We start from the raw sequence: 16,776 nt of genomic DNA on the forward strand, positions 1-16,776 counted from the left end.
GCCGCCTGATGGCGGCCGCCGCTTAAGAAATCCCGTCCACCCGCGACATGACGGCAGCCTTGAGCTGCTGCATCGCTTCTGCGGATGCTTCAGCGGACTCCCTCTTCACTGCAAAGTAAACTTTAATTTTGGGCTCCGTACCGGAAGGACGCAGACAGAACCAGGAGCCGTCCTCCAGCATGAACTTCAACACATTCTCCGGACGAAGGCCGTTCAGGCCGCTCGCGTAATCCTGCATTTCCTTCACCTTCACGCCGTTAATCTCGGCCGGCGCCCCAGTCCGCCAATCTTCCATAATAGAGCCAATCTGGGCGATGCCGTCGATGCCCTTCAACGTGCGAGACTCCAGCGCCTCCATGTAGAAACCGAACCGCTCGTACAGCTCATGCAGCACATCATGCAGCGTCTTGCCCATGCTGCTGTAATAAGCCGCCGCTTCGCATATGAGCATCGCCGCTACGACAGCATCTTTATCGCGCGCATAAGTGCCCGTCAAGTAGCCGTAGCTTTCTTCATAGCCGAACAAGAACGACTTCTCGCCCGTCTTCTCGTAGCCGGTTATCTTCTCGCCGATATACTTGAAGCCCGTCAGCGTATTCTCTACGTCCGCGCCGTAAGCTTGGGCGATGTCGCCGCCCATCTCGCTTGTTACGATCGTCTTGACGACTACGCCGTTGTCAGGCAGCGCGCCGCGCTCCTTGAGCTGGCTCAATAAATAATTGACGATGATAGCGCCGGATTGGTTGCCGGATATGGGAATATATTCTCCTTCCCGATTGCGCACGACAGCTCCCATGCGATCGGCGTCGGGATCGGTTCCGATAATAATGTCGGCATTCACTTCCTTGGCCAGGTCGATAGCCATCGCGAATGCTTCGCGTTCCTCCGGATTGGGCGATTTCACCGTGCTGAAATAGCCGTCAGGCTGTTCTTGCTGTTCTACAATATGTACATGATTGAAGCCTACCGCCTTCAGCACCTCTCTCACCGGCATATTGCCCGACCCGTGCAGTGGAGTGAACACGATATGGAAGTCTTTCAATGCGTCGCTGCCAATCAGATCGCTATTCAGACTTTGCGCCGCAACGGTCTCGACGTAGTCGCGGTCGGCAGACTCGTCCAGCCAGACAAGCAGCCCCTGCCGCTCAGCCGACTCGCGGTCGATTCGCTTCACTTGATCCAATCCCGCCACCGCGCCAATTGCGGCGATGACGCCGTTCGCATCTTCCGGCACAAGCTGGCAACCGTCGGAGCCGTATACCTTGTAGCCGTTATACTCCGGAGGATTATGGCTGGCAGTGATGACAATGCCGCCGTCCGCTTGCAAGGCGCGCACCGTATAGGAAAGCTGCGGTGTCGGCCGAAGCGAATGGAACAAGCAAGCGCGAATGCCGTTGCCTGCGAGCACCAATGCCGTATCCAGAGCGAACTCCGGCGACAGATTGCGCGAATCGTGGGCGATGACGACCGACAGCGGCTTCGAGCCGTCGCCCCCGCGTGCCAGCAGCCAATCCGCCAAGCCTTGCGTAGCCTTGCCTACCGTATAAGCATTCAAGCGGTTCGTACCCGCTCCCATCACACCCCGCAAGCCGCCGGTGCCGAATGCCAGATCGCGATAGAAGCGATCTGCGATTTCTTTCTCTTGTCCGGCAATGCCGCGCAATTCCTCTTTTGTAGCTTCGTCAATAAGCGGATCGTTCATCCATTCCTCGAATCTGGCCATCGCTTGTTCCAACGTCAACTGTGTCATCCATTCCACCCCTTCAATTTTCTATAATAGATTTATGATGACGGATCTTGCAGAGCGAACATAAGCTCTCCTTCCGCCACTACTTTCCCTTCCACTCTCGCCGTCGCCTTGCCCTTGCCGATCGGCCCCTTCAATCGGGTAATTTCCACTTCCAGCGTCAGCGTGTCGCCCGGCTTCACCTGATCGCGGAAGCGGAAGCCGTCAATGCCCGCGAAGAAGCCAATCTTGCCCTTGTTCGCTTCCACCATAAGCATGGCGACCGACCCTACTTGAGCCAGCGCTTCCACGATCAGCACACCCGGCATGACGGGATATCCCGGGAAGTGGCCTACAAAATAAGGTTCGTTCATCGTCACGTTTTTCAGACCGACCGCCCGTCCGCCGGGCTCTACCTCCAAAATACGGTCAATCAGCAAAAACGGGGGGCGATGCGGGATGATCTCCTGAATTTCATTAATGTTTAGCTGCATATTCAATATGCTCCTTTCAATGGCATGTTTTCCGGCAGATGTTCATTTGCAAGTATAAAAAAGCGGAAAATAAGCGAAACTATAGATACCCTTCGTAAAACTGCAGTTTATGAAGGTTAAGATAAGGAGGCTTGACGCAAAAGGATTTCTCCCATGAGTTCCTGTCAAGCCTCTTTCTGCGTTGACGGACAGCCACGCGCTATGCGCTACAATTCCGCAGGAGGCTTGCCCGCAGCCGCATAATTCATGGATCTGTATGAGGCGATATATACCAATGTAGCTACGTAAGACAACGCGATGACAAACCAAAGACAAGCATGGGCAATCGGCGATTGGAAGAAGATCAGCATAAGAACGGCATAGAACAGCACCGTCGTCAGCTTGCCCAGCCAATTGGCGGGTATCGCTTGCTTCTTGCGAAAGTGCACCGTCAGTCCTCCCGCAATCATGCCGAGGTCACGCAAAAACATCGCCCCGGCAGCCATCCAGGACAGATGCCCCGCAACAAGGAGCGAAACGATCACCGTAATCAGCATGAGCTTGTCGGCAAGCGGATCGAGCATGACACCGACTGTCGTCACCTGACCGTACCTTCGCGCAATATAGCCGTCCAACACGTCCGTAACGCCAGCCGCGACAACGATCAGAAAAGCCGGAATCATATGTCCGCTGGCAAAAATGACGATATAGACCGGTATAAGCAAAAACCGTATCGATGTTAAGACATTAGGCAGATTCAATTGCCCACACTCCCTCAAATCTTCCCAATTGGCCCCGTAGTTTCCCAACTATTATAAACCACCGTATGGAAAATGAAAACTGACCCTGTTGCCCTGCCGAAATCGAACTGCTATAATACTGACTGAACGTTCAGTTAGTATAGCAGATGGAGTTGGTCAATTGAACAAAAAACGAGCACAGGCGGAAGAAACCAAGCAGCATATCCTGTCCGCTGCCAAGGAGCTGTTCGCCAGAAAGGGGTATACGGCAACCTCGCTTGAGGAGCTTGCAGCCGCTACAGGCAGCAGCAAAGCCAATATTTATTATCATTTCAAAAGCAAGGAAGGGCTATTCCTGCAGTTGATGGATGAGCACGATTGCGAGTGGAAGGCGCATTGGGCAAAGCAAAAATCCCGTTATCGCACGTACGCCGAGCAAATGTACGGCATGACCGAAGAAGGCATCAAGGCCGGATTCCACCATCCCCTGCACAAGGCGGCGGGAGAGTTCCTCGGTGAGACGAAGGGGAAAAACAGCTACGTAACGGAGCAAATCAATAAAAAAACCGAAGAGAACCGCGCTTACTACAGAGACTTCTTCCAGAAGGGAATCGATAGTGGAGAATTCAAAAACCTAGCCCCCCATCAAATGGCCCTTACGATGGAAAGTCTGTTCCGCGGACTTTCGGAAATCGCCCTGAACATGGACTATGAAGAAGCGCAAAAATTGTTCCGCGACAGTATCGCCATCATATTGCATGGAATCGCCGCCGATTCGTCAAGTTAATCGGTAAGTAGAGAGAAATAAGACCATTTTCGCTTAGGGAGGAAAACCAATTGAATAGCACTTCTGCGGCCGCCGGGTCTCCAAACGCTACGGAGAACTTGAAACGGCTGCCCATTCTGATCGCATTAGTTATAGGAGCATTCTTCTCCATCTTGAATGAAACGCTGCTGAACGTCGCCTATGTCCGGCTGATGGAAGACTTCCAGGTAGCCTATACGACGGTACAGTGGCTATCTACCAGTTATATGCTTGTCGTGGGCATATTAGTACCGGTATCGGCGCTGCTCATCGGCTGGCTTACTACGCGCCAGATGTTCATCGGGGCCTTGAGCTTGTTCACGCTGGGCACTCTCGTATGCGCCTTGTCGCCCGACTTCTCCATCCTGCTCGGAGGTCGAGTCATTCAGGCGCTCGGTACGGGGCTTATGCTTCCCGTCATGATGAATACCATCCTTGTCCTGTACCCGCCGGAGAATCGGGGCGCAGCGATGGGCAGTATCGGTCTGGTCATCATGTTCGCCCCCGCCATCGGTCCTACGCTATCCGGTCTTATTCTGGAGTCGCTGGACTGGCGCTGGCTGTTCTGGCTTGTCTTGCCTTTCGCAGCATTATCCATTCTGATCGCCTGGATCTACATGAGGAATGTGACGGACGTAACCAAGCCGCGCATCGATGTGCTGTCCATCCTCCTCTCCACTGTCGCCTTCGGCGGCATCGTGTACGGCTTCAGCACGCTGGGCAAGCCGGATAAAGGCTGGGAAAGCCCTGAAGTATACCTGACGGTCATCTCGGGTATCGTATGCTTGCTTCTCTTCGTGCTGGTGCAGCTTCGATCGAAGGAGCCGATGCTCGACTTCCGCGTCTTCAGGACGCCGATGTTCTCTCTCGCTACGATACTCATTATCATTGTGATGATGTCCCTCTTCTCCACCCTGCTGCTGCTGCCTATTCTTATGCAGCAAGGGATGCTCATGACCGCTTTCGCGGCGGGGCTCGTCTTGTTGCCGGGCGGCATATTGAACGGCTTCCTGTCTCCCGTTACCGGCAAGTTGTTCGACAAGTTCGGACCTCGTGCGCTGGTCATTCCGGGCGCCGCGCTGCTCGTTCTGGTCATGTGGCTCTTCACCCGCATCGATCTGGAGACCAGCAAGTCCATGATCATTCTGCTTCACTGCCTGATGAGCATCTCCTTGTCGATGATCATTATGCCGGCTCAGACGAACGGTCTTAACGGATTGTCGCGCTCGCACTACCCGCATGGCACAGCTATCAACAATACGCTGCAGCAAGTATCCGGCGCACTGGGCATCGCTATCTTCTTCGGCATTATGACGTCGGGGCAGAATCGATTCCTGGAGGAGGCCGGGCATTCTGCGGGAACGCCGCTGGATGTCACCAATCCGTTATTCGCTCCATCCCTTAGCGCGGGGGTAAGCGAATCGTTCAAGTTCGGCCTTATCTTCGCCGTCATCGCGCTTGTCGTCGCCTTATTCATCAGGAAGAGCGAAGTGCCCAAGTCTTAGAAGACTGGACATACGACGAAGGGGCTGTTCCCGGTCATACAGACCGGGAACAGCCCCTTCCCATTGCTACGAGTCGGTAAACACCAGATCGTACATATGCTTCCAGGTTGACCATTCGAACACGTCGCCTTTCGGCATCTTGCCCAAAATGACATACCCGACATACAGCCCGAGAGCAAGCATAATGACCATAACAATGGGCACTATGCTCTTCCTAAGCAGCCATAAGATGACTCTCGCCCAAGTGGGGAGACGACGATCCTCATAATCATCATCCTCCGGTTCCGCTGTAACCCCTCGATGATTATGGGTAGTGACGTCATTCTCCGAATCTAAGCGATCATCAGTCATACATATCACCTTCATCCTGGTCCTACGCGCGCATCGTGTTGGCAATTCCCATCATCTGGTCGCTGGACGACAATGCTCTTGCAGCTAGCTGATAGGCGCGTTGAACGTTGATAAGCTCGGTCAACTCATCCGTAAGCTGGACGTTGGATTGCTCTAAATAGCCCTGTCGCAATGCAATGCGATTCTCGGAATCAGGAATGATCTCCTGAACGACATCATCTACATTAATTCCGTCCGCTATCGTAAACAAATTATCTGCCACCGGAGTGAGAGCCGCGGGACGAGAGGCCTGCAGCAGCTTGATGCTGCCCAGCGCAATCGTACCGCCCGAAGACACGCCCCGCACCGTTCCGTCAGCTTCCACACGGAGCGAGTAGCCATCAGGCAAGACGATATTGCCCTCCACCATATTCCCGTCGGCATCCGGTATATTCGCCACTACCGGATAACCGTCTTCTGTTGCCAAAATCGTATCACCGTTTGCGCCCATCGTCAACTGGAAAGCCCCGTTGCGCGTGTATGCGCGCGTTCCCGCGCCGTCTACCTGCACCTCGAACAACGCATTGCCCTCGATCGCCAGGTCCGTCGGATTGTCAGTACCCTTCATCGGCCCTTGCGACAAATTCGGTTCCACCATCGTCATTCTTGCGCCCCAGCCCTGCGTGAAATGAAGCGGCGTCAGACGCCCCGGCTGATTGAACGCATCGGGCTGTCTCTTCAGGTTGTTCAGCAAGTCCTCGAAGGTGGCGTCCTTCTTCTTGTAGCCCACCGTATTCACGTTGGCAATGTTGTCGGATATGACATCCAGCCTCTGCTGAAGGGAGTTCATGGATACCATGGCATTAATCATAGAAGCATTCATTCGCATTTCCTCCTTAAGCCGGTAGCCGAGAAGCAGCCGCGCTAGATTCGTCCAATTTCGTTCGCTGTCTTCTGCAAGCTCTGATCGTAGAACTGAATGACCTTCTGATTCGCTTCATACGCGCGCATCGCAGACATCAGATCGACAGCCGCCTGCGTCGGGTCCACATTGGAACGCTCTACGTAGCCTTGCCGCACCTCTACTCGCTCATCCGCCGCGATCGGAGCAGTGTCGGCTTCATCTCCCGCGAAGCGGAAATTGCCGTTGCCCTCCCGCACGAGATCGTTCGGATTATTAATGCGCGTAATGAGCAGCTGTACGCCGATATCCTCGCCCGCTCCGTTCAGAAAGCGCTGATTATCCGTCATGACAAGCTGATCGAGACCTGTGCCGGGCGGCAGCTGGATCGGCTGACCGTCCACACCCAGCACGCTGGAACCGTCGCCGCTCATCAGAAAGCCGTCTCCCGTCACTGTGAACTTGCCGCCGCGCGTATACCGAATCTCGCCGTTCTGATCCTGCACCGTGAAGAAGGCTTGCGGCTGGAAGATGACGTCGCCATTATCGGCAATCGTCTTGCCGGATGCGTCAAATGCCAGTCCATCCACATCTATATTGGAGATTAACGCGAAATCGGAGGACAGATTCGTCTGAAGCAGATCCCCCTGCACATGAATCGACAAGCTCTCCTCCGCGAACACGCTGCTCGTCCAACGTCCGATCTCACGTCGCTCAGCCGGCTCCACACCGGTGATGGCGAGCAGCATCTCCGGGAAGGAACGCGTTACCGCGTTGTTCTGCTTGTATCCGGGCGTGTGAATATTGGAGATATTGTTCGTCACGGTATCATGCCTGCGCTGCTGAGCGATCATGCCCGACGCTGCAGTGTGTAAACCTCTTAGCATTATGCTCCTCCTCATTCGCTGCGAAAGTCCATTATTCTCCTCTATTATCGGCATAAAGAGAAAGACGCTGAATAGCTTGTCCCTGTGACTTTCGCATCAATTACGGCTTGTCCGCCACCCGAAGGTGGGACGAAACGCCTATATCCGGCAGCAGTCCGCCGTCCGCTCCTACTTCTTCAGCTTGTCCAAATGATCGAGCAGCAGTCCCGTCCCCTTCACGACGCAATGCATAGGGTTCTCCGCGATAAGAACTGGCACCTTCAGCTCGTCCGCCAGCAAGGCATCCAGACCGCCCAGCAGCGCCCCGCCTCCGGTCAGAATGACTCCGCGGTCAATGATGTCCGCCGACAGCTCCGGCGGCGTCTGCTCCAGCACATACTTGGCTGCGGCGACGACCGACATGATAGGGTCCCACAGCGCTTCTCTCACCTCATCGGAACGGATCGTCACCGTCAAGGGAAGACCCGACACCATATCCCGGCCGCGAATATCCACTTCTTCCTTGCGGCCGTCGTCATAGACGGTCCCGATCTTGATCTTGATATCCTCGCTGGTCCGCTCGCCGATCAGCAGCTTGTACTTGTTTTTAATATATTTCATAATCGCGTCGTCGAACTTGTCGCCAGCCACTTTAATAGAGGAAGCCGTCACAACATCCCCCATAGACAGCACCGCCACATCGGTTGTGCCGCCGCCGATGTCCACGACCATATTGCCGCTGGGCTGGAATATGTCCATTCCAGCCCCGATTGCGGCTGCCTTAGGCTCCTCTTCCAAGTATACTTCCCTGGCTCCGCTTCGCTCCGCCGCTTCGCGGATCGACTTCTGTTCCACCGAGGTAATATTCGTGGGGGCACAGATGAGGATTCGCGGGCGGCTGAACCATTTGCGGCCTTCCACGCGATCAATAAACGCTTTCAGCATAATTTCCGTAATTTCAAAGTCGGCGATAACACCGTCACGCAGCGGCCGTATGGCAATAATATTGCCCGGCGTACGCCCAACCATCCGGTGCGCGTCCTCGCCGACTGCCAGCACCTTCTTGCTATCGCTCTCAATGGCGACGACTGAAGGCTCGTCAAGCACGATGCCTTTTCCTTTCACGTGAATAGATACGTTGGCCGTTCCAAGATCAATCCCGATGTCCTTGCTCAGCATAAGGCTAAAGTCCTCCAACCGAATAATGTTTACCGTATAATACCTAACGAACATTATTCGCCAAAATAATAGAAATTCCTCTATGCATATCGCAAAAATTAGGGGATTGTACGACCACGCCGCAAAATGACTACACCTTGCCTGCCGCCATCACTTCCCGCTTCTTGCCGCTTGACTTTTTATACTTAATTTTCGTCGCTTCTCCTCCCCTCAGATGACGAATCGACTTGTGGTACTCGAGAATGTGCTTTACCTGGTCTGCCAGGTCCGGGTTAATCTCCGGCAACCGTTCGGTCAGATCCTTGTGCACCGTGCTTTTGGACACACCGAACTCTTTGGCGATCGTTCGCACCGTATGCTTCGTTTCAACGATGCAGCGGCCTATTTTAATGGTTCGCTCTTTGATGTAATCGTGCACGTTCCCGCCTCCCTACTCGAAATAGTTTGGTACATTATATGAGTCGAGCGGGTATATATTCGTTGTGTCCAAGCGTGACAAGCTCTGAAATGAAATAATTTTTCCAAAAAAGACAAACAGGCAAGGGTGAAATCCCTTGCCTGCCTGTTATTTCGGCCTTCGCAGCGACTCGCGAATTATTCGGAAATAAAATCGCTGGGATTAACCGTCTCGCCGTTCAAGCGGGTCTCGAAGTGAAGATGGACGCCAAGATCCTTCTCCAGTTCATTGCGTCCCGCCTGCGCGATAACCTCGCCTTGCTCCACCTCGTCGCCTTGGGCTACCCCAATGCTGTTCAAGCTTTGGTAGACCGTAACCAGTCCCTCGCCATGGCTGATCTCCACCATGTTGCCGTTCAGCGGATGCTTGCCGGCATAAGTCACCTCTCCGGACAACGCCGCCAGCACGTCGAACGATTCGCCTTCGGGGTCTACGAAGTCGACGCCGGTATGCGGCGAGAACGTCGTACCCACCTGGATAAGCGCCGCTTCCTTCTCCGTCTCGCTCGCTTCGGCATCATAATAATGCGTCTCGACATTCATGGCGTCCTTATTGACGACCGGCCAGCTCATCGTGCCCACCGCGACGGCATCGGGGCCTTTCTCCCCGCCTGTGTTAACGCCTGTTCCTTCGTCACCTTGGGCTACCTCAGTTCCATTCTCGGGTCCGGTTGTCGGTTCAGCCGGGTCCGATCCCTGATAGAGCCACATTAAGGTTACGATAATTGCTGCCGCTGCCATGAAGATTGCCGGAGAAACCCATCGTTTTGCAAACAGCTTTCTCGCACCATTGCTAGATTTGGCGGCAGACACTTCTCCCACTACAGTTTTGGGAGATTCTTCTTGGTTTTGCTGTGAATTGTTTTGGTTTTGATCATTCATTCATATCACCTCACTAGCCATTGTTGCCACATCTGCTAGCTTTATACGTTGGCGATATGCAATTTTTCAAGAATTAGAGATTGGCTGCAATAGCTTCATTGCTAGCTTCGAAGCTTCCTCCACGCTTGTATCCTTATAGTAGTGATGCAAGATATCCTCAGCCGTCCCTCCTTGCATGGCCATGCCGTTGGCTCCCCATTGGCTCATCCCTACGCCGTGCCCGAAGCCCTGCGTCTTGATAACGATCCTGTCACCGTTCACCTGCCATTGAAATGCGGTAGAATTCAGCTCCAGCTTCTCTCGCAGCTCCCGCCCGGCGAACGTCTCCCCGTTGATCTTTACAGCAAGAATCCGGTTCCCTTCCGTTCTCTCGACTACCTTCATATTCAGCTTGGCCGACGCCGCCTTGCCGGAGATGCCCAGCTTGCGATAGAAGTCCTTCAAGGTCAGGCTGATCTCCGCTTCATAGCGAGGCGAGATCCCCTCGTCCCATGGGCTGGCCACGCTGCGCAGATAGGGAATTTCGCTGCCCCAGTAATCCTCCGAGTTCTCGGTATACCCGTTGCTTGTGGAGAAGTAGAACGCTTGCACCGGCTCTCCCCGATACATAAGCAGCTGGCCTTTCGTCTCGTCTGCCGCCCGCTTCAGCTTCCGCCAATTGTCCTCCCGTTCCTCTTCCGGCCACTTCGCTGCCAGATCCTGCTCCGATAAATAAACCTGATGCTGCACCGAATCCGTTACATCGCCCCGCTTCCCCTCCATGCCGCTTCGATCCGACAGCAGCAGCCGGCGCATAATGTAAGTCCGAGCCGCAATCGCCTGCGCCTTCAGCGCTTCCATCTCGAAGCTTGCGGGCATCTCGCCGGCCAGTACACCTTGCACGTATTGCTCAAGCGCTACTCTCTCTACCTTTCCGCTAGCCGTTCTATAGACTTGCACCACTACCTGATCCAGCGGACTGGGTACCGGAGGCTTCGTCACCGCTTGAACATCCTTAACGCCTTGCTCTTGCCGATCCCCCTCATTCTCCTCCCCCCTGCCCGGAGCAGGCTGTGCCCGAACTTCCACAAGCGGAAGACCGGGCTGCGCCAGACTCTTCACTCCGGTCACGGCTTGCGCTTCCAGCCGTGCTCTGGACGGTCCCGCATCCGTCTCGGTCAGAAGCAGCTTCATCGACAGGATGGCTGCACCAAGCAGAATCCCTACTCCGAATACGACCCACCAGTCCCTGCTGCCGACGCCTCCGACGACGGGCACTCTAGCGAATGACTGACTCTCTTTCCCTCTCATACAGGCTCCTTCCCATCATCTCCTTGTGATGGTTTATCCTATGAGCCCGAATGCTAGGATAGAATCTCCCACGACGATTTGACAAAGTTAAACTTTCTTAATGAATGGGCTGTCCGCTTGCTAATCGTATCGCAGCGCATCCACCGGCCTGAGCAATGATGCTTTATAGGCAGGGAACAGCCCGAACAAGACACCTACCGCTGCCGAGAACAGAAAGGCGGTTAAGGAAACATCGGCGGACAAGGACATGGCCGTTCCCGTCAGTTCCTCTACCGCAATCGAAGCGCCATAACCGAGCAGTATGCCTAGCAGGCCGCCAAGCGCACTAATGACTGCCGATTCGACGAGAAATTGCGCCAGAACGTCACGGCGTCTGGCTCCCAGCGACTTGCGAATGCCAATCTCCCTTGTACGCTCCGTTACGGATACCAGCATAATATTCATAATCCCGATTCCTCCTACAACGAGAGAAATCGCAGCAACGCCTACCAGCATGCGATTCATGCTCGCATTCACCTCCTGCAAGGTATCCATCGCATCCTGTTGATTGAAGATGCGATAGCTGTCGGTGTCGCCCCTGAACTTGTCCGTAAGCCGACTCTCCATCGCCGCTGTCGCAGCGTCCATAGCCTCTACGCTATTCACCTTCACATAAACAGAGCGGACGCCTTCACTGTCGAACAGCCTCTGGGCGACGGAAAGCGGAATAAGAAGCTTCTCGTCATTGGACCCTGCCAGCGTACTCCCCTTCGGCTCCAGCAAGCCGACAATCGTGAATCGCTGTCCATTCAGCAGGACTATCTCGCCTACGGGGTCGCTCTGACCGAACAATTCCGTAGCTGTAGACACTCCGATGAGCGCTACCTTCGTCATATTGCGCTCATCGACTGCCGTAATGTACCTCCCCCGCTGGACGCTGAAGTCCTGAACGGTCTCGTACTCCGGCGTAATGCCGTCTACGGTTGCATTGACCGAAGTCCGCCGGTATTTAATAGAGGCATTGGAGCTGACTACCGGAGACACGGCCGTCACATCGGGAATATCCGCGAGCTGAAGCGCTTCTTCCTTCGACAAGGAGGTATCCCCGCCCCGTCCGGTAATCGTAACCGACAGCATGTTGGTGCCCAGAGCTGATACCCGCTCTTCCACCTCCTGCGAGGAGCCCTCGCTCATCGCAACCAGCAGGATAACTGTGGAGACACCGATCAGTATGCCCATCATCGACAAGGAGGTTCTAAGCTTGTTCGACCAAATGCTGTGAAGAGCCATGCGGAATGCCTGAACCAGCTTCATGCCCGTCCCCCCCTCCCTCGCTTAACCGGCCGTCTCTCATGACCAGTACACGGGAAGCTCTCATCGCCACTTCTTTGTCGTGTGTAATGAGTACAATCGTGTGCCCGTTGGCATGCAGTCGCTCGATTAATGCCAGTACTTCTTGTCCGGTGCGTATATCCAGCGCACCTGTCGGTTCATCCGCCAGCAGAAGAGGAGGTTCTGTCACAAGCGCCCGGGCAATGGCTACGCGCTGCTGCTGTCCCCCCGACAATTGGCTGGGGCGATGATGGACTCTCTCCTTCAGCCCGACCTGTTCCAGCGCTCTCAGCGCCCTTTCTTTACGCGCTTTGGCAGGAACGCCGCCATAGATAAGGGGCAACTCCACATTATCGAGCGCCGTCAGCTTCGGCAGCAGATGGAACGATTGAAAAATAAATCCGATCTTGCGGTTGCGAATTCCCGCCAGCTTATTATCGGTTAATTCCGTAATGCGCACATCATCCAGCATGTAGCTGCCGGAATCGGGCAAGTCAAGACAACCTATCATATTCATTAAGGTCGTCTTCCCCGAGCCGGAAGGTCCTACAATAGCAACAAATTCGCCTCTCTCTACCTGCAGGCTGATGCCATCCAATGTGTTCACGCTCGCACCGCCCATCTTGTGCCGCTTGGTCAGGTCGCGGATATCGATCAATCGGCCTCCGTTCGTCATCTGCCGCCGCCTCCCCCGGCGCCGCCGAAGCTGCCCGGACTGAAGCCGCCGCTTCCACGGGTCATACCGCCGAAGCCGCCGCCCTGGCCGGTCCCGCCATTCCCTCTGCGCATCTCACCAAATGCTCTCATCATCTGCTCCTGCTGCGCGCTCGTTCCCACTTCGCCTTGCGGAAGAGGAAGCAATATCGCCTCGCCTTCCTGCAATCCCGAAATAATCTCCACATTATTCTCATCGCTTATGCCCACCTTCACCTCTCGAAGCTCTGCTTCCGAGCCGGCAAGAGCAGACATTCGACCGAATCCCGTCATTCCCGTCTGGCCATCCGCCCGGTTCGGCCTCTGCTGCTGCGATGCGGTTCTCTGCGGAATCTCCCCGTCTCCTTCGGCTTCTCCGGAAGCCTCCGCAGGAATGCGTACGAAGGACTTGCCTTGCAGCTCAATCACCGCTTCTACCGGTACAGTGATGATATTCTCCCTCGATTCAATCGTGATTTCCGCCTGGCCGGACATGCCTGCCAGCATATCCTGATGCTGCCGCAAGCCGATTGTAATCTCATAGGAGGCGACGCCTCCCGATACCGTACCTTCCTTGGCCAGACCAATAATGGTTCCCGCCACCTCTTCCTCCGGAAGCGCATTGAGATAGATCCCGACCGGCATCCCTTCCTTCACAAGAGGGATATCCAGCTCATCCACTTCGGCTATGAATACCAGCTCTTCGTAATTCACAATCTCGGCAACAACCGTGCTGCCCTGAACGGTATCTCCCGCCGCCGCATCAACAGTGATCACTGTGCCCGACAGCGGAGCCATCACCGCTTCCGTCACCTGTCCTTCATCCCGTTTCTCTGCCAATTCGGCTTGCTTGCCTTCGATATCCAGCTTAATGCCTTTCATCTGAATGTCGAGCGAAGCAAGCGCGGAATCCTCCTGATCTTTAGCCGCTTCCTCCTTATATTGTGTCTCGTATTGCCGCAGTTGCAACCGCAGCTTCTCTATATCCAGCTCCAACTGACGAACCGCTCTGCTTGTATCCTCCTTCTGGAAGGAGAGCAGCACTTGACCTTGGTCCACACGCTCTCCCTCCTTCACGTTCAACTCGGCAATCTCGCCCCCGACACCCGCCTTGACTACTGCTCGCTCCTCCGCCACTACTGTGCCTGTGCCGCTCACAACCGTTTTAATATTTCCACGAGCGGCAAGCGCCGTGCGGAAGGAGGCAGCAGCTTCGCTCTCTACCGATGACCCTTTCGACCAATAGTAATAGCCGCCCGCTGTCGCAGATCCCGCGATCAAGATGACGGATAAAGCTATTTTCCATCCTTTTCTCACTACACACACCCTCCATCAAGCTCGTCATTACTGCTTCAATTGCTACCGGCAGCTTCGTCCAGCGCCAATGTAGCACGAAAAAATGAACGCTATGTGAACGGATTTCAGCTTCATTTCATGTTCGCGCTTTATAATAGAAAGCATCCTGTACGAGGAGAGGAACGTCATGTCCAAAATAGTTGTCGTCGATGACGATGCCAATATACGAGAGCTGATCAGACTCTTCCTGGAAAGAGACGGGCACTGCGTCATAGAAGCGGAAGACGGCTTGGATGCATTGGGCAAGCTGGAAAGACATCATCCCGATCTCGCTATTATCGATATCATGATGCCCCGAATGGATGGCTGGTCGCTGTGCGAAAGTATGAAGCACTGTCTCGATATCCCCATGCTCATACTGACGGCGAAAGGGGAGACGACGCATAAGGTGCTGGGGCTGGAACTGGGCGCGGACGACTACATGGTAAAACCTTTCGATCCTCCCGAGCTTCTTGCCCGAGTGAAGGCTCTCTTAAGGCGGTACCGGATATCGGCATCCCATCAGGTCGCATTCGGTCATGTGACGATGAATGAGGCCGACTTCGCCATGACGGCGAATGGAGAGAGCATGACGTTGCCTCCGAAGGAATTTCAGCTGCTGTTCAAGCTGGGCAGCTATCCTGGCAAAACCTATGCCCGCGATGATCTTATCACCCAGCTATGGGGAGTGGATTTCAACGGAGATGAACGGACCGTCGATGTACATATTAAAAGATTGAGAGACCGCTTCCCGGAGCAGCAATACGGATTCCGCATTGCGACAGTACGCGGTCTTGGCTACCGTCTGGAGCCTTGTCTATGATACGAAGCCTTTACTTCCGCATTACGTTAACCTTTCTTGTCATCGTGCTTATCAGCATTGCCCTCTCCTTCCTCCTGACCAATCAGCTGTTCAAGCAGCATGTCAGAGGCAGTCTGCAGAGCGATATTCATCGCGCGATCGAGCAGATTGAACAACTCTACCAAGTGTCCAGGCCTGCCTCTCTTCAGCCGTTCCTGGAGGAAGTGGCGAATATGCATCACTTCTCTATCGTTGCGGCAGATGGCAACGGCACGCGCTTGGCAGCGGGGCCTTATGGGAACGCCATGCTGGAACAAGTGACGAATCGTCATATACGAATGGCGCTGAGAGGCGCTTCCGTCTTCCCCTATGCCTGGAGCGGCGACGAGGAATCCGGAGAGCGTCGCCGCCCTCCCGCAATCGGCAAGACGATCCGGCTGAACGGACAGGATTGGGCCCTCTTCGTGCAGCCGAACCAATTCCCGAAGAACAGCAATTTCCTGCTTACTGTACTTACGCTGATCGGCTCTCTGCTCGTCATCGGCAGCACCCTGATCGCCATCGCGGCGAAGTACCTGGTCAAGCCGATCAAGCAGTTGCATGAGGCGGCTCTTGGAATAGCCGCCGGGAACTTCTCCGTTCACCTGCCCGCACATGGCAAGGATGAGCTGGGACAGCTCGCGGGAAGCATGAATACGATGGCCGAGAGCCTCTCCCGTATTGAGATGATGAGGCAGGAATTCGTCGCCAATGTATCACATGAAATACAATCGCCGCTTACTTCAATTAACGGCTTCGCCGCAGCACTAAGCAGCGAGACATTGTCAGCCGAGGAAAGACAGCGGTATATCGGCATTATCCGATTCGAAAGCTCCCGATTATCCAAACTTAGCGAAAATCTGCTGAAGCTGTCTTCACTGGACTCTCAGCATCATCCCTTCCATCCGAAGCCTTATCGGCTTGACAGGCAGTTGCGCGACGTTATTCTCGCCAATGAGCCTGCCTGGCTTGCGAAGCGGCTTCAAGTAGAGCTGTATGCCGAAGAAACGTTCATTACAGCGGATGAAGATTGCCTGAACGCGGTATGGACCAATCTTCTTGTGAATAGCATAAAATTCACGCCGGATGGGGGAACAATCGTGTTCCGGCTTATACGGCTGGAGAATACTGCTGAGGTGCACGTTACGGATACGGGAGTCGGCATTGCAGAGGAGGAACGGGAGCGCATATTCGAGCGCTTCTACAAGACGGACCGTTCCCACAATCGTCATACAGGGGGAAGCGGATTGGGATTGTCCATCTCCAGTAAAATCGTCAAGCTGCACGGAGGCACGATCGAGCTTGCTTCTTCCTCTGCAGACGGGAGAGGGGCCCACTTCATCGTCACATTGCCGAATTGCCCCCTTCATGAACCAAAAACGAGAGAAGCCGCATGCCATCCCCTTGGTGAACAAGGAACAACATAAGCTTCTCTCGTTATGT

The 16,776-nt window shown here is 54.6% G+C and carries 17 protein-coding genes; 4 read left to right on the plus strand and 13 right to left on the minus strand.

Going from position 1 to position 16,776, the window contains the following annotated elements; genetic code table 11:
• Positions 1 to 22: 22 nt before the first annotated feature.
• The 3 genes from M6D81_RS06970 to M6D81_RS06980 all read right to left on the minus strand — a co-directional run bounded on the left by M6D81_RS06970 (position 23) and on the right by M6D81_RS06980 (position 2,960).
• Positions 23 to 1,750, minus strand: a complete 1,728-nt coding sequence (locus M6D81_RS06970; RefSeq protein ID WP_262676119.1) for a phospho-sugar mutase — start codon at positions 1,748 to 1,750, stop codon at positions 23 to 25.
• A 32-nt stretch (positions 1,751 to 1,782) separates the two neighbouring features.
• Complete coding sequence (gene fabZ / locus M6D81_RS06975) at positions 1,783 to 2,220, minus strand: 3-hydroxyacyl-ACP dehydratase FabZ (protein WP_410795701.1); 438 nt, start codon at positions 2,218 to 2,220, stop codon at positions 1,783 to 1,785.
• A 206-nt stretch (positions 2,221 to 2,426) separates the two neighbouring features.
• Positions 2,427 to 2,960: a CDP-alcohol phosphatidyltransferase family protein gene (locus M6D81_RS06980; protein ID WP_262676120.1), complete on the minus strand. Its 534-nt coding sequence runs from the start codon at positions 2,958 to 2,960 to the stop codon at positions 2,427 to 2,429.
• A gap of 160 nt (positions 2,961 to 3,120) precedes the next feature.
• On the opposite strand from M6D81_RS06980, the gene M6D81_RS06985 reads away from it, so the two are divergent.
• Both M6D81_RS06985 and M6D81_RS06990 read left to right on the plus strand, forming a co-directional pair.
• Positions 3,121 to 3,726 carry a TetR/AcrR family transcriptional regulator gene (locus M6D81_RS06985; protein ID WP_262676121.1) on the plus strand — a complete coding sequence of 202 codons (606 nt, stop codon included), beginning with the start codon at positions 3,121 to 3,123 and terminating at the stop codon, positions 3,724 to 3,726.
• A gap of 50 nt (positions 3,727 to 3,776) precedes the next feature.
• Entirely contained in the window at positions 3,777 to 5,249 is a 1,473-nt protein-coding gene (locus M6D81_RS06990) for an MDR family MFS transporter (RefSeq protein WP_262676122.1), read from the plus strand.
• Positions 5,250 to 5,315: 66 nt separating this feature from the next.
• On the opposite strand, the gene M6D81_RS06995 is transcribed toward M6D81_RS06990, so the two are convergent.
• The 10 genes from M6D81_RS06995 to M6D81_RS07040 form a co-directional block, all read right to left on the minus strand.
• Positions 5,316 to 5,600 (minus strand): DNA-directed RNA polymerase subunit beta, encoded by a 285-nt coding sequence (locus tag M6D81_RS06995; RefSeq protein ID WP_262676123.1) that lies wholly within the window; start codon positions 5,598 to 5,600, stop codon positions 5,316 to 5,318.
• 22 nt (positions 5,601 to 5,622) lie between these two features.
• Positions 5,623 to 6,462, minus strand: a complete 840-nt coding sequence (locus M6D81_RS07000) for a flagellar hook-basal body protein (RefSeq protein ID WP_262676124.1) — start codon at positions 6,460 to 6,462, stop codon at positions 5,623 to 5,625.
• A 41-nt stretch (positions 6,463 to 6,503) separates the two neighbouring features.
• A complete protein-coding gene (locus M6D81_RS07005; RefSeq protein WP_262676125.1) occupies positions 6,504 to 7,367 on the minus strand; it encodes a flagellar hook-basal body protein in 864 nt (287 codons plus the stop codon).
• A 168-nt stretch (positions 7,368 to 7,535) separates the two neighbouring features.
• Positions 7,536 to 8,525: a rod shape-determining protein MreB gene (gene mreB, locus M6D81_RS07010; RefSeq protein ID WP_262676126.1), complete on the minus strand. Its 990-nt coding sequence runs from the start codon at positions 8,523 to 8,525 to the stop codon at positions 7,536 to 7,538.
• Positions 8,526 to 8,655: 130 nt separating this feature from the next.
• Positions 8,656 to 8,943, minus strand: a complete 288-nt coding sequence (gene spoIIID, locus M6D81_RS07015) for a sporulation transcriptional regulator SpoIIID (RefSeq protein ID WP_262676127.1) — start codon at positions 8,941 to 8,943, stop codon at positions 8,656 to 8,658.
• Positions 8,944 to 9,119: 176 nt separating this feature from the next.
• Complete coding sequence (locus tag M6D81_RS07020; RefSeq protein WP_262676128.1) at positions 9,120 to 9,863, minus strand: M23 family metallopeptidase; 744 nt, start codon at positions 9,861 to 9,863, stop codon at positions 9,120 to 9,122.
• A gap of 66 nt (positions 9,864 to 9,929) precedes the next feature.
• On the minus strand, positions 9,930 to 11,153 hold the full coding sequence (spoIID, locus tag M6D81_RS07025; RefSeq protein ID WP_262676129.1) for a stage II sporulation protein D: 1,224 nt from the start codon (positions 11,151 to 11,153) through the stop codon (positions 9,930 to 9,932).
• Between the two features lie 120 nt (positions 11,154 to 11,273).
• Positions 11,274 to 12,446 carry an ABC transporter permease gene (locus tag M6D81_RS07030; RefSeq protein ID WP_262676130.1) on the minus strand — a complete coding sequence of 391 codons (1,173 nt, stop codon included), beginning with the start codon at positions 12,444 to 12,446 and terminating at the stop codon, positions 11,274 to 11,276.
• Positions 12,388 to 13,140, minus strand: a complete 753-nt coding sequence (locus tag M6D81_RS07035; RefSeq protein ID WP_317259098.1) for an ABC transporter ATP-binding protein — start codon at positions 13,138 to 13,140, stop codon at positions 12,388 to 12,390. The genes M6D81_RS07030 and M6D81_RS07035 overlap by 59 nt, the downstream gene beginning before the upstream one ends.
• Positions 13,137 to 14,474, minus strand: coding sequence for an efflux RND transporter periplasmic adaptor subunit (locus M6D81_RS07040; protein WP_262676131.1), 1,338 nt, complete (start codon positions 14,472 to 14,474; stop codon positions 13,137 to 13,139). The genes M6D81_RS07035 and M6D81_RS07040 overlap by 4 nt, the downstream gene beginning before the upstream one ends.
• 166 nt (positions 14,475 to 14,640) lie before the next feature.
• Between M6D81_RS07040 and M6D81_RS07045 the strand changes: the two genes are divergently transcribed.
• Together M6D81_RS07045 and M6D81_RS07050 are read left to right on the plus strand one after the other, a co-directional pair.
• Positions 14,641 to 15,315 (plus strand): response regulator transcription factor, encoded by a 675-nt coding sequence (locus tag M6D81_RS07045; RefSeq protein ID WP_262676132.1) that lies wholly within the window; start codon positions 14,641 to 14,643, stop codon positions 15,313 to 15,315.
• Positions 15,312 to 16,760, plus strand: coding sequence for a sensor histidine kinase (locus M6D81_RS07050; protein ID WP_262676133.1), 1,449 nt, complete (start codon positions 15,312 to 15,314; stop codon positions 16,758 to 16,760). The genes M6D81_RS07045 and M6D81_RS07050 overlap by 4 nt, the downstream gene beginning before the upstream one ends.
• Positions 16,761 to 16,776 lie beyond the last annotated feature (16 nt).

It is taken from the genome of Paenibacillus sp. J5C2022 (assembly GCF_025567625.1).
Classification (GTDB): Bacteria; Bacillota; Bacilli; order Paenibacillales; family Paenibacillaceae; genus Pristimantibacillus.

Coding starts and splice junctions, on each gene's coding strand:
- M6D81_RS06970 (WP_262676119.1), bottom strand. CDS start 1,750: ATGACACAGTTGACGTTGGAACAAGCGATGGCCAGATTCGAGGAATGG.
- fabZ (WP_410795701.1), bottom strand. CDS start 2,220: ATGCAGCTAAACATTAATGAAATTCAGGAGATCATCCCGCATCGCCCC.
- M6D81_RS06995 (WP_262676123.1), bottom strand. CDS start 5,600: ATGACTGATGATCGCTTAGATTCGGAGAATGACGTCACTACCCATAAT.
- M6D81_RS07000 (WP_262676124.1), bottom strand. CDS start 6,462: ATGAATGCTTCTATGATTAATGCCATGGTATCCATGAACTCCCTTCAG.
- M6D81_RS07005 (WP_262676125.1), bottom strand. CDS start 7,367: ATGCTAAGAGGTTTACACACTGCAGCGTCGGGCATGATCGCTCAGCAG.
- mreB (WP_262676126.1), bottom strand. CDS start 8,525: ATGCTGAGCAAGGACATCGGGATTGATCTTGGAACGGCCAACGTATCT.
- M6D81_RS07020 (WP_262676128.1), bottom strand. CDS start 9,863: ATGAATGATCAAAACCAAAACAATTCACAGCAAAACCAAGAAGAATCT.
- spoIID (WP_262676129.1), bottom strand. CDS start 11,153: ATGAGAGGGAAAGAGAGTCAGTCATTCGCTAGAGTGCCCGTCGTCGGA.
- M6D81_RS07030 (WP_262676130.1), bottom strand. CDS start 12,446: ATGAAGCTGGTTCAGGCATTCCGCATGGCTCTTCACAGCATTTGGTCG.
- M6D81_RS07035 (WP_317259098.1), bottom strand. CDS start 13,140: ATGACGAACGGAGGCCGATTGATCGATATCCGCGACCTGACCAAGCGG.
- M6D81_RS07045 (WP_262676132.1), top strand. CDS start 14,641: ATGTCCAAAATAGTTGTCGTCGATGACGATGCCAATATACGAGAGCTG.
- M6D81_RS07050 (WP_262676133.1), top strand. CDS start 15,312: ATGATACGAAGCCTTTACTTCCGCATTACGTTAACCTTTCTTGTCATC.